This window comes from Streptomyces vietnamensis (genome assembly GCF_000830005.1).
Classification (GTDB): domain Bacteria; phylum Actinomycetota; class Actinomycetes; order Streptomycetales; family Streptomycetaceae; genus Streptomyces; species Streptomyces vietnamensis.
On record NZ_CP010407.1, the window covers coordinates 7,069,339 to 7,081,384 of the forward strand.

Genomic DNA, 12,046 nt, shown 5'->3' on the forward strand with positions numbered 1-12,046 from the left:
TCGGACGAAAACCCTTGGACCGCGACAGCGCCCGCGCGGGAGACTCCCTTTGCTCATGTTCGACACGACAGCACAGGGTTGGGTATGGGATCGCCAGAAAAACCTGAAACACCCGAATCGAAAGAGAGTTTGCCGAACAAGGGCTCGGTACTCCTCGCCGTCCGCTTCTACGGACGGGAACTGCTCCGCCTCCGATGGCTGGCCGCTCCCGCCCTGCTGCTGCCGGCGCTCGGCAACATCGGCACCAACTACATCGCCCCCCTGGTCGTCGCCAAGCTCGTCGGCCGCATCGCCGGCGGAGGCGCCGGCGGAGGGCTCGGCCCCCTGATTCCGTACGTCCTCGTCTTCGCCGGCGTCCTGCTGCTCGCGGAGGCCCTGATCCGCCTCGGGCTGCACTGCCTGAACCGCGTCGACGCCCGCGGCATCGAGAACCTGTACGTCATCGGCATGGACGAACTGTTCGCCAAGGACGCCGCGTTCTTCCACGACAACTTCGCGGGATCGCTCACCAAACGGGTCCTCAGCTTCGCCTCCCGCTTCGAGGAGTGCATCGACACCCTGACCTTCTCGGTCATGGGCAACTTCGTGCCGCTGGTGTTCGCCTCGGTGGTGCTCTGGCAGTACGACCCGCTGCTCGTGGTCGGACTCCTGGTCCTCATCACGATCACGGGCGTGTGCGTGGTCCCCCTGATCCGGCGCCGGCAGGCACTCGTCGCCCGGCGCGAACAGGCGATCGCCCGGGTGTCGGGCCACGTCGCCGACAGCCTGACGAACATGGACACCGTCCGCTCCTTCGGCGCCGAGAAGCGCGAGGCCGCCGAGCACCGGTCCCGCGTCGCGGAGTCGCGGAAGCTCACGCTGCGCTCCTGGGACTACGGCAACCTGCGCATCGAGACGCTCATCGCGCCGATGTCCGTCCTGACGAACGTCCTCGGACTCGTCCTCGCCGTCACCCTCGGCGGCGGGGAGCACGGCGTGGAGGCCGTCATCGTCGCCTTCACGTACTACGCCAACGCGACCCGGATCATGTTCGAGTTCAACCAGATCTACCGGCGCCTGGAGAGCTCGATGACGGAGGCCGCGCAGTTCACCGAACTCCTCCTCGACCGGCCGACCGTCCTCGACCCGGAGACCCCGGAACCCCTCCGGCCCGAGGGCGCCGCGGTGCGCTTCGAGAAGGTCACCTTCGCCCACGCGGGCGCGAAGCCGCTCTTCGAGGACCTCGACCTGGACGTGCCCAGCGGCGCGAAGATCGGGTTCGTGGGCCGGTCCGGCGGCGGCAAGACCACCCTCACCCGGCTGCTGCTCCGGATGACGGACATCGACGGCGGCCGGATCACCATCGGCGGCCAGGACATCAGCCGGCTCCGGCAGGCCGAACTGCGCAGCCTGATCGCGTACGTGCCGCAGGACCCCGCGATGTTCCACCGCACCCTGCGGGAGAACATCGCCTTCGCCCGGCCGGACGCCACCGACGCCGAGATCCGGCGCGCGGCCGAGGCGGCGCACGTCACCGAGTTCGTGGACGCCCTCCCCGAAGGCTTCGACACCATGGTCGGCGAGCGCGGCGTGAAGCTGTCCGGCGGCCAGCGCCAGCGGGTCGCCCTCGCCCGGGCGATCCTGCGGGACGCGCCGGTCCTCCTCCTCGACGAGGCGACCAGCGCCCTGGACTCCGAGAGCGAGATGCTCGTGCAGGACGCCCTGTGGCGGCTCATGGACGGGCGGACGGCGCTGGTGGTCGCCCACCGGCTGTCCACGGTGGCCACGATGGACCGGCTCGTCGTCCTCGACCGCGGACGGATCGTCGAGCAGGGCACGCACCAGGAGCTCCTCACCGCCGAGGGCGCCTACGCGAAGCTGTGGCAGCACCAGTCGGGCGGCTTCCTCGACGACACCCCCACGGGGGCCGGCGTGCGCTGACGCCGGCCCCCGCGGGGGTTTTCCACAGGTTGCTCCTGGTCGGGCCGGGGTGTCGGTGCGGACGGATAGGCTTCAGAAATGGTCCTTTCCGACGCCTCTGCCGCTCCTGACGCTCCTGCCGCCCCCGACGACTCCGCCGAGATCTCCGACGCCGCCCGGGTGCTGCACCGCGTCTTCGGCTACAGCTCCTTCCGCGGGGAGCAGCAGGAGATCATCGAGCAGGTCGTCGGCGGCGGCGACGCGCTCGTCCTGATGCCGACCGGCGGCGGCAAATCGCTCTGCTACCAGATCCCGGCCCTGGTCAGAGCGGGTACGGGCGTCGTGATCTCGCCCCTCATCGCCCTGATGCAGGACCAGGTGGACGCGCTCAGGGCGCTCGGGGTGCGGGCCGGATTCCTGAACTCGACACAGGACCCGTACGAGCGGCAGGCCGTCGAGCAGGCGTTCCTCGCGGACGAGCTCGACCTGCTCTACCTGGCCCCCGAGCGGCTCCGCACCGAGGGCACCCAGCGGCTGCTCGACCGGGGCACGGTGTCGCTCTTCGCGATCGACGAGGCGCACTGCGTCGCCCAGTGGGGCCACGACTTCCGGCCCGACTACCTCGCCCTGTCCATGCTGCACGAGCGGTGGCCGAAGGTGCCCCGGATCGCGCTGACGGCGACCGCCACCCCGGCCACCCACGCCGAGATCGCGAAGCGGCTCGGCCTGGAGGAGGCCCGGCACTTCGTCGCCGGCTTCGACCGGCCGAACATCCAGTACCGCATCGTCCCGAAGAACAACCCGATCAAGCAGCTCCTGGAGCTGATCAGGACCGAGCACGACGGGGACGCGGGCGTCGTCTACTGCCTCTCGCGCGCCTCGGTGGAGAAGACGGCGGCCGCCCTCGTGGAGCACGGCATCGACGCCGTCCCGTACCACGCCGGCATGGACGCCCGGACGCGCGCGGCGAACCAGGCCCGCTTCCTGCGGGAGGACGGGGTCGTCGTGGTCGCGACCATCGCCTTCGGCATGGGCATCGACAAGCCGGACGTCCGCTTCGTGGCCCACCTCGACCTGCCGAAGTCGGTCGAGGGCTACTACCAGGAGACCGGCCGCGCGGGCCGCGACGGCGAGCCGGCCACGGCCTGGCTGGCGTACGGCCTCCAGGACGTCGTCCAGCAGCGCAAGATGATCGACGGCTCCGAGGGCGACGAGACGCACCGCCGCTCCCTGGCCATGCACCTGGACGCCATGCTCGCCCTCTGCGAGACGGTCGACTGCCGCCGCGTGCGGCTCCTGGAGTACTTCGGGCAGACCGGCAAGCCGTGCGGCAACTGCGACGCCTGCCTGACGCCGGGCGAGTCCTGGGACGGGACCGTCGCCGCGCAGAAGCTGCTGTCCACGGTGTGGCGGCTGGCCAAGGAGCGGCGCCAGAAGTTCGGCGCCGGCCAGATCATCGACATCCTCCAGGGCAAGAGGACGGCCAAGGTCATCCAGTTCGACCACGACCAGCTGTCGGTGTTCGGCGTCGGCTCGGACCTGGGCACCGCCGAGTGGCGCGGGGTCGTCCGCCAGCTCCTCGCACAGCGGCTGCTCGCGGTGGAGGGCGACTACGGGACGCTCGTGCTCACCGAGGACAGCGGCGAGGTCCTCGGCGGGCGCCGCCAGGTCCCGATGCGCAAGGAGAAGGCGGTCGCCCCCGCCCGCAAGGAGTCCGGGGCCCGCTCCGGCAAGGGCGCCCGCGTACCGGTCGACCTGCCCGCGGCCGCCGTGCCGGTCTTCGAGGCGCTCCGCGCCTGGCGGGCCGCGACGGCGCGCGAGCAGGGCGTGCCGGCGTACGTCGTCTTCCACGACGCCACGCTCCGCGAGATCGCGACCCGCATGCCCGCCACCGTCGAGGAGCTCGGCACCGTCGGCGGCGTCGGCGAGGCCAAGCTCACCAAGTACGCCGAGGGCGTCCTCGACACCCTCGCCCAGACCGGCGGCGCGGGGACCGGCGGTGCGGATCCCGACGGGGCCCCTGCCTCCTCCGCGCCTGCGGCCCCCGCCTCCTCCGCGCCTGCGGCTCCGGCCGCGTCCGCGCCCGCGACCCCTGCCTCCTCCGCGTCCGCGGTCCCGGCGCCTGCCGCCGCCCCGGTCGCCTCCATGCCGTCGGCGCGCAGGGCGGAGCCGGACGTTCCGCCGTTCTACGACGAGGAGCCGCCGTTCGACTTCGACGAGCTCGAACCGCCGTGGGACGAGGACGAGTAGCCCCGGGCACCCCGGGCGCCGGAGGCCGTATCGAGACATTCGATACGGCCTCCGGCCGTTTCCGAGCAGCAGAACAGCGGCGGAACACGGCCGGGGAGCCGTTGGTGGAGGGTCGCAAGTCGCGGCTCCCGGCGGCGCTTTGACCAGCGATGATCTTCGGATGTACGGTTCTCCCGAGTCTCCCGGGGGGCGGCTGGGGTACGCCTCGGACGCGGATGACGACGACGGCACGGGCCGGAGCGCGGTGCGCTTTTCGGCCACTGTTCCAGGGCGCCACTGAACCGCCCCCGCGCGGCGACCAGAACCCCTGAGACCGCGCACGTGAGGAACCCGCCGCCGATGACGAGCAGCCTGCACGGAATCCTGCGGACGGGTACGACACTGGCCGTGGCCGCCGTCGTCCTGACCGGGTGCTCCACCGGACAGCCGCCGGCGGGGTCCGCCGCGTCGGCCGCCGTCACCGTCACGCCGCGCTCCGCCGCCGACCCCTCGACCTGGACCCTGCCCATGCAGGCGTACCGCCCCACCACCGAGCAGACCAGGACCCTCGCCCGCGCCGAGCGGAAGCTGGTCGGCCGGTGCCTCAAGGAGTTCGGGATCGCCTGGAAGCCGGCCCCGGAGCTGCCCGCGATCGGCCCGAGGAACATGCTCGACTGGCGGTACGGCATCCACGACGCCGGGATGTCCGCGAAGTTCGGCTACCAGGTCGACCCGGCCCAACAGGCCCGCTACGACAAGGCGTTGAAGGCTGCCGACACACAGCCGCAGCTCTCCGCCGACGCCCAGCTGGTCCTGGGCGGCACCGACGTCCCCGCCGAGCTCCTGCAGCAGGTCGGCCCCGAGGCACGGCGCGGTTTCTACGGGGGGCGGAAGATCCCCGAGGGCGGCTGCTTCGGCCAGGCCCGCCGGACCCTGGGCGGTTCGGTGCAGGGGGTCTCCCCGCTGGTTCAGCGGCTCACCAACGACTCGTACCCCACGTCCATGGAAGACCCGCTGGTGAAGGCGGCGTTCGCGCGCTGGTCCGCCTGCATGAAGACCAAGGGCTTCACGTACCCGGCACCCATGGCCGCCAACGACGACCCCCGGTTCCGGCCGAGTCCCGGGGGCGCGTCCCGCGTCGAGATCGACACGGCGCTCGCCGACATCGGCTGCCGCGCCACGCACCGGGTCGCCGAGATCTGGCACGAGGCGGAGACCCGGATCCAGCGCGCGTCGATCACGCGCAACGCCACGGCGCTCGCGGCGGACCGCCGCGCCCTCGACAGCAGCCTGCGCAAGGCGGCGGACGTCCTCGCCCGCCCCTGACCCCCTCCTTCCTTTCCTCTGCCGATTCCGTTCCGACGATCACTCTGGAGACCCTCATGCAGACCACCTCGCGCGGCCGCCTGCGCACCGCCCTCGTCGCCGCCGTGATGGGCGCCTCCGCCCTGACCGGCGCGGGCACGGCCCACGCGGAGGGCGACCCCACCGCCTGGATCTCCAGCGACGAGGACACCATCATGTCGATGGAGAAGTGCGCGGCGCACTCGGACCAGTTCCGGTTCCGCCTCTACTACAGCCCCAACTACTCGGGCGCGTGGGTCAACATCGGTCACAACATCTACGACATGCTGGCCCTCAAGATGCCCTACACCCCGGCCCGGCCGCTGTACTTCTGCTCCAACACCGGCTCGGGCAGCGGCCAGGTCGCCGGCAACAACGCCGCCTCCGCCTACAACTGGTACGACGGCTACGTCGGCACGGTGTACTACAGCGCCGGCTACAAGGGCATCTCCGACACGGTCGGCGCCCGCTCCGGCATGTCCACCCTCTGGAACACCCGGAACGACAACCGCTCCATCCAGTTCAGCAGCACCTGGTAGTCGCTCACTCGGGCTGCGGCGTGAGGCGCCGCAGCCCCCTGCGGTCGTAGTAGTGCGTCATGGCGAAGCCGAACGCCAGGGCGAGCACCGTGCCGACCGCGATCATGATCCAGCCGCGGGCGAGACCCGCGTCGGCCCGGGCGTCGAAGTACAGGATGGACCGGACGCCCGAGCTGAGCTGGTGCATCGGCTCGAAGATCCCCAGGAAGCGGTAGAACGCGGGGGTCGCCTCCAGAGGGACGGTCGCCCCGGAGGAGGGGAGGGCCAGGGCGATGAAGATGAACATGGACACGAGCTGACCGATGCCTCCGAAAGCCGCGTTGATGGCCTGGACGCCGAGGCCGACGGCGACCGTCGCGCAGTAGGAGAAGATCCACAGCATCGGGATGTGGTCGGCGTCCATGCCCAGGATCGCGATCGTGGCGACCATGACGAGCGTGGTGGTCAGGAGCGCGATCCCGGCCGTCATCAGCATCTTCAGGACGAGCGTCTGGGTGCGGCTGATGGGGACGGTCGGGTGGCGGGTGTGCCAGGGCCCGAGCTCGCTGTCGGCGTAGCCGAGCGCGGTGTCGACGCCGGCGTTGACCAGGTTTCCGCCGATGAAGCCGCCCAGGACGAGCAGCAGCGTGTAGTAGAAGGCGGTCAGCCCCAGGCCGCTGTGCCGGCCGATCGGATGGCCGATGCGGGTCGTGATCGCGACGGGGTCGGTCAGGAGCAGCCGTGTGGTCGGTACGGCGGTGGTGGTCGCGAGCTGCTTGCCGATGGTCAGCGAGGCCTGGTGTGCCGCGCTCTGGTTGATCTGGGACGCCAGCGAGGAGCCCAGGCTGCCGAGACCGGGATTGGTGAGCACGGTGAGCGTCGGGCGGACCGTCGCCCGGTTCGTGGTCAGCGCGGCGACGGACGCGGTGAAGTCCTTCGGGACGACCAGGGCGCCGAAGACCTTGCCCGAGGCCATCGCGTCCTGCGCCGCCGCGAGGTCGAGGCGGTGCCAGTCGATGGTGGTCCTCGAGGAGCCCACCGAGACGATCTCGTCGGTGATCTGCTTCCCCAGGTTCTCCCGCTGTCCCGGCAGCGGGCCGCCCTGGTCCTCGTTGACCAGGGCGATGGGCAGCTCGTCCAGGTGGTCGTTCGGGCTGAGGATGCCGCCCATGTAGAGGAGCGACAGCAGCAGCGACACCAGGGCGCACAGGATGGTCGGTACGAGCCACAACTTGGCGTGCCGTACGAGCGTGGTGGCACGGACCTGTGGACCGGTGCCGGTGCCGGGGCCGGGGCCGGTGCTGGGCCCGGGCTCGGGCTCGGGCTCGGGTTCCGGGGTGTTCGGGGGGATCGCGGAGGTCATGGGGCCATGGTCGGCGGCCGGAGCCGCGATCCGGGCATTTCGGTCGGCCGTGCGGGTGGGCGTGTCGGACGCACCGCCGGGTCCGCGGGGCGGTCATGCCGGGGGCCGCGCGGCGGGCGCGTCGGGGTTCGTACGGGGCGGGCCGGCGGACGCACCGCTGGTCCCGTTCCGATTGCGGAGGCGTGGGCGCCGGGTTTGAGTGGGGAGGCCCCCTATCGCGTTTCCAGGAGCTGTCATGTCGATGGCGTTCGGTTCACCCTTCGGTTCGTCGGATCCGTTCAGCGACCTGTTCAACCGGTTCTTCGGGATGTCGCCCGCGTCCTCGCCCCCGGCGGTGCAGCGCGTGCCCATCGGACGTCTGCTGACCGAGTCCGCCCACGAACTGCTGAACACGGCCGCGCGCAAGGCCGACGAGGACGGCAGCTCCGACCTCGACACGGAACACCTCCTGTGGGCGGCGACCCAGGTCGAGCCCACCCGCCGGCTCCTCTCCCAGGGCGGGGTGAACCCCGACAAGCTCGCCGAACAGCTCGCCGGGGTCCTTCCCCGGGAGTTCGCCGAACCGTCCGCCGAGCCCGGACTGACCCCGGCGGCCAAGCGGACCCTCGCGACCGCCCACGCCTACTCGCAGGCGGCCGGGGTCTCGTACATCGGCCCGGAGCACATCCTCAGCGCCCTCCTCCGCGACCCCGACTCCGGCGCCTCCCGCTTCCTGCGGGCCGAGGACCTGGACGTGCAGAAGCTGCGCGGCCTCACCGACCAGACGGCCCGCCCGGAGCAGGGCGGCGCCCCCGCCGCCGCGAAGCAGCCGGCCACGACCCTCGACGAGTACGGCCGCGACCTCACGGAGGAGGCGAAGGCGGGCAAGCTCGACCCGGTCGTCGGGCGGGCCGACGAGATCGAGCAGACCATCGAGATCCTCTCCCGGCGCTCCAAGAACAACCCCGTGCTCATCGGCGAGCCCGGCGTCGGCAAGACCGCCATCGTGGAGGGCCTCGCCCAGCGGATCGTCGCGGGCGAGGTGCCGGACACGCTCAAGGACAAGCGGGTCGTCTCCCTCGACCTGTCCGGCATGGTCGCCGGAGCGCAGTACCGCGGGCAGTTCGAGGAACGCCTGAAGAAGGTCATCGAGGACGTCCAGGAGGCCGAGGGCCAGATCATCCTCTTCATCGACGAACTCCACACGGTCGTCGGCGCCGGAGCCACCGGCGAGGGCTCCATGGACGCGGGCAACATGCTCAAGCCCGCCCTCGCCCGAGGCGAACTGCACGTCGTGGGCGCCACCACCATCGACGAGTACCGCAAGCACATCGAGAAGGACGCCGCCCTCGAACGCCGCTTCCAGCCCGTCCTGATCCCGGAGCCGACCGTCGAAGAGACCGTGCTGATCCTCGAAGGACTGCGCGACGCGTACGAGGCCCACCACCAGGTCCGCTTCGCCGACGGCGCCCTCGCGGCGGCGGCCGAACTCTCCGACCGCTACATCAGCGACCGCTTCCTGCCCGACAAGGCCATCGACCTCATGGACCAGGCCGGCGCGCGCGTACGGCTCCGCAGCGGCGGCCGCTCCACCGAGGTCGTCAGCCGCGAGGACAGGCTCGCCAAGCTGGGGCGCGAGAAGGACCAGGCCGTCGCCCGCGAGGACTTCGAGAAGGCCAAGGAACTCAAGGAGCAGATGGCCGAGATCGAGGGCGAGCTCGCCGGGATCGAGGAGCGCCGCGAGGGCGTCGTCTCGGTCACCGCCGCCGACATCGCCGACATCGTCTCCCGCCGTACCGGCATCCCCGTCTCGCAGCTCACCGCCAGCGAGAAGGAGAAGCTCCTCAAGCTGGAGGAGGAGATGCACGCCCGGATCGTCGGCCAGGACGAGGCGGTCACCGCCGTCTCCGAGGCCGTGCGCCGCAACCGGGCGGGCATGGGCGACCCCAACCGGCCCGTCGGCTCCTTCCTCTTCCTCGGTCCCACGGGCGTCGGCAAGACCGAACTCGCCAAGACCCTCGCCGAGCTGCTCTTCGGCGCCGAGGACCGCATGATCCGCTTCGACATGAGCGAGTTCCAGGAGAAGCACACCGTCGCCCGGCTCGTCGGCGCGCCTCCCGGATACGTCGGCTACGAGGAGGCCGGCCAGCTCACCGAGAAGGTCCGCCGCCAGCCGTACAGCGTCGTCCTCTTCGACGAGATCGAGAAGGGGCACCCCGACGTCTTCAACACGCTGCTCCAGATCCTCGACGACGGCCGCCTCACCGACGGACAGGGCCGCACGGTCGACTTCCGCCACTGCGTCGTCATCATGACGTCCAACATCGGCGCCCACCGCATCCTCGCCCACGAGGGCGACGCGGCCGAGCTCAAGGACGAGCTGATGGAGGACCTGCGGGGACGCTTCCTGCCCGAGTTCCTCAACCGCATCGACGACATCATCGTCTTCCACAGCCTCACCGAGGAGGACCTGTCGGAGATCGTCGACCACCTCCTCGACCGCAGCAAGCACCGCGTCCACGCGCAGGGCATGACCCTGGAGGTCACCGAGGCGGCGAAGAAGCTCCTCGTCGCCCACGGCTACCAGCCGGCGTTCGGCGCCCGGCCGCTGCGCCGCACGATCCAGACGGAGCTCGACAACCGCGTCGCCTCCCTGCTGCTCGGCGGCGAGGCCGACCCCGGCGACACGATCGTCGCGGACGTCATCGAGGACTCGCTGCACTGCACGGTCCGCAAGCCCGAGGCCGTGGGGAGCGGCGCCACGGCGGCCTGACGGCCGCCGCACACGAGCAGGGCACGGGGCCGTCCCGAGCGGCCCCGTGCCCGTACGCCGTACGTCACTGCGGTACGGAGTCTCCCGGGAGCCGGTCCAGGGCGGCGGCGACATCGGTGCGGCCCGCGACCTCCCTGAGCGCGCGGGCCGTCACGGACTCCGGCTCCCGGACGACCGTCACCAGGCCGACCGGCACCGACCGCGCCGGCTCGGCCATCGGCACCGCCCGCATGCCGTGCGGCACCCCGAAGACGTGCAGCCAGGTGTGCGGCACGATGCTCGCCCACCGGCCGGTCCGCACATGGGCGAAGAGCGACGCCACCGAGTCCGTCTCGACCCGCGGCGAGGGCCGCACCCCCACCTCCGCGAACACCTCGTCGAGCACCTGGCGCCCCTGCATGGTCCCGGTCAGCAGGCAGAGCGGCAGCCGCGAGGCCTCCTCCCAGGTCGCCGAGGTCCGCTGCGGCAGGGCGTCGGCGGTGCCGGTGAGGAGCACGTACCGCTCCTCGTACAGCGGCACCGCCTGGAAGTGGTCCGCGAGACCCTTGTGCAGATACGTCACCCCGGCGTCGATCTCGAAGTTCCGCAGCTGCCGCAGGACGTCCTCCGACCGGAGGTCCGCCGCCACCTCCACGGTCACCAGCGGGTGCGCCAGGCAGAACGGCGCCGTGAGCAGGGCGACCGCGCCGGACGCCGTCGGCACCGCGCCGATCCGGATCCGGCCGCTCAGACCCGTACGCAGGGCACCGACCTCGCTCTTCAGGGCGTCACGGTCGGCAAGGAGACGCTGCGCCCACACCACGATCCGCTCGCCCTCGGGCGTGAGGCCCTCGTAGCGGCGGCCGCGCAGCACCAGCGGGACGTCGAGCTCGTCCTCCAGCTTCCGGATCGCCTCCGACAGGGCGGGCTGGGAGACGTGGCAGGCCTGGGCGGCGCGGGCGAAGTGACGCTCCCGCGAGAGGGCCACCAGGTACTCGAGTTGACGGAACAGCACCCCACGGGTCTACCGGACCGCCCACCGGAACGCCAATCGGCGCCGCCGTCACTCCACGGCCGCGAGACCGGCCTCCAGACGGTCCTCGCCGCAGTACACGTTCATCGACGTCCCGCGCAGGAAGCCGACCAGCGTCAGACCGCTCTCCGCGGCGAGGTCCACGGCGAGCGAGGAGGGCGCGGACACGGCGGCGAGCATCGGGATGCCGGCCATCACCGCCTTCTGCACCAGCTCGAAGGAGGCCCGCCCGCTCACCATCAGCACCGTCCCGCGCAGCGGAAGCAGCCCCGACCGCAGGGCGTGCCCGACGACCTTGTCCACGGCGTTGTGCCGGCCGACGTCCTCCCGCAGGCACAGCAGCTCGCCCCCGGCCGAGAAGAGACCGGCCGCGTGCAGCCCGCCGGTGCTGTCGAAGACCTTCTGCGCCGCCCGCAGCCGGTCGGGAAGCGCCGTCAGCACCTCGGGCCCGACGCGCAGCGGGTCCTCGGCGACGGACCAGGCGGCCGTGGTCCGCACCGCGTCCAGGCTCGCCTTGCCGCACAGACCGCACGAGGAGGTCGTGTAGAAGTTCCGCTCCAGGGACGCGTCGGGGGCGGCCACACCGGGCGCGAGGACGACGTCCACCACGTTGTACGTGTTGCCGCCGTCGGACGTGGCGCCCGCGCAGTACCGGATCCCGGCCACGTCCCCGGCGGCGTGCACCACGCCCTCGCTCACCAGGAACCCGGCCGCCAGGTCGAAGTCGTCGCCCGGGGTGCGCATCGTCACGGTCAGCGGGCGCCCGCCGACCCGGATCTCCATCGGCTCCTCGGCGGCCAGCGTGTCGGGGCGGTAGCCGGACTCGCCCTCCCGGACGCGCAGGACGCGCCGACGCCGGGTCACGCGTCCCACGAGGTGCTCCCCGCGTCGCTCCGTACGGCGGCCGCCGTCTCGGTCACGGAGGCGCG

Annotated in this window: 8 protein-coding genes; 5 read left to right on the plus strand and 3 right to left on the minus strand. The window is 71.8% G+C overall.

The genetic code is table 11. The features are described 5' to 3' along the window. Positions 1–84 precede the first annotated feature (84 nt). From SVTN_RS31840 to SVTN_RS31855, 4 genes are all read left to right on the plus strand, one after another. The gene (locus SVTN_RS31840) at positions 85–1,920 is read left to right on the plus strand and encodes an ABC transporter ATP-binding protein (protein WP_041132198.1); all 1,836 of its coding nucleotides are present in this window, start codon (positions 85–87) and stop codon (positions 1,918–1,920) included. Positions 1,921–1,998: 78 nt separating this feature from the next. After that, positions 1,999–4,149 (plus strand): DNA helicase RecQ, encoded by a 2,151-nt coding sequence (gene recQ, locus SVTN_RS31845; protein ID WP_052499403.1) that lies wholly within the window; start codon positions 1,999–2,001, stop codon positions 4,147–4,149. Positions 4,150–4,488: 339 nt separating this feature from the next. Further along, the gene (locus SVTN_RS31850) at positions 4,489–5,454 is read left to right on the plus strand and encodes a hypothetical protein (RefSeq protein ID WP_052499404.1); all 966 of its coding nucleotides are present in this window, start codon (positions 4,489–4,491) and stop codon (positions 5,452–5,454) included. Between the two features lie 56 nt (positions 5,455–5,510). Next, positions 5,511–6,011, plus strand: coding sequence for a hypothetical protein (locus SVTN_RS31855; protein WP_052499405.1), 501 nt, complete (start codon positions 5,511–5,513; stop codon positions 6,009–6,011). Positions 6,012–6,015: 4 nt separating this feature from the next. Here the strand turns inward: SVTN_RS31855 and SVTN_RS31860 are convergent, their stop codons facing one another. Then, the gene (locus tag SVTN_RS31860) at positions 6,016–7,353 is read right to left on the minus strand and encodes a YhgE/Pip domain-containing protein (RefSeq protein ID WP_041132199.1); all 1,338 of its coding nucleotides are present in this window, start codon (positions 7,351–7,353) and stop codon (positions 6,016–6,018) included. A gap of 235 nt (positions 7,354–7,588) precedes the next feature. Here SVTN_RS31860 and SVTN_RS31865 point away from each other — a divergent pair, with 235 nt between their 5' ends. Further along, a complete protein-coding gene (locus SVTN_RS31865) occupies positions 7,589–10,105 on the plus strand; it encodes an ATP-dependent Clp protease ATP-binding subunit (protein WP_041132200.1) in 2,517 nt (838 codons plus the stop codon). Positions 10,106–10,169: 64 nt separating this feature from the next. On the opposite strand, the gene SVTN_RS31870 is transcribed toward SVTN_RS31865, so the two are convergent. Both SVTN_RS31870 and fdhD read right to left on the minus strand, forming a co-directional pair. After that, positions 10,170–11,099, minus strand: a complete 930-nt coding sequence (locus tag SVTN_RS31870; RefSeq protein ID WP_041132201.1) for a LysR family transcriptional regulator — start codon at positions 11,097–11,099, stop codon at positions 10,170–10,172. A gap of 48 nt (positions 11,100–11,147) precedes the next feature. Next, on the minus strand, positions 11,148–11,990 hold the full coding sequence (fdhD, locus tag SVTN_RS31875; protein WP_041132202.1) for a formate dehydrogenase accessory sulfurtransferase FdhD: 843 nt from the start codon (positions 11,988–11,990) through the stop codon (positions 11,148–11,150). Positions 11,991–12,046 lie beyond the last annotated feature (56 nt).

Excerpts from the sequence above, each read along its gene's own strand:
- SVTN_RS31840 (WP_041132198.1), top strand. The coding sequence starts at position 85 with ATGGGATCGCCAGAAAAACCTGAAACACCCGAATCGAAAGAGAGTTTG.
- recQ (WP_052499403.1), top strand. The coding sequence starts at position 1,999 with ATGGTCCTTTCCGACGCCTCTGCCGCTCCTGACGCTCCTGCCGCCCCC.
- SVTN_RS31850 (WP_052499404.1), top strand. The coding sequence starts at position 4,489 with ATGACGAGCAGCCTGCACGGAATCCTGCGGACGGGTACGACACTGGCC.
- SVTN_RS31855 (WP_052499405.1), top strand. The coding sequence starts at position 5,511 with ATGCAGACCACCTCGCGCGGCCGCCTGCGCACCGCCCTCGTCGCCGCC.
- SVTN_RS31860 (WP_041132199.1), bottom strand. The coding sequence starts at position 7,353 with ATGACCTCCGCGATCCCCCCGAACACCCCGGAACCCGAGCCCGAGCCC.
- SVTN_RS31865 (WP_041132200.1), top strand. The coding sequence starts at position 7,589 with ATGTCGATGGCGTTCGGTTCACCCTTCGGTTCGTCGGATCCGTTCAGC.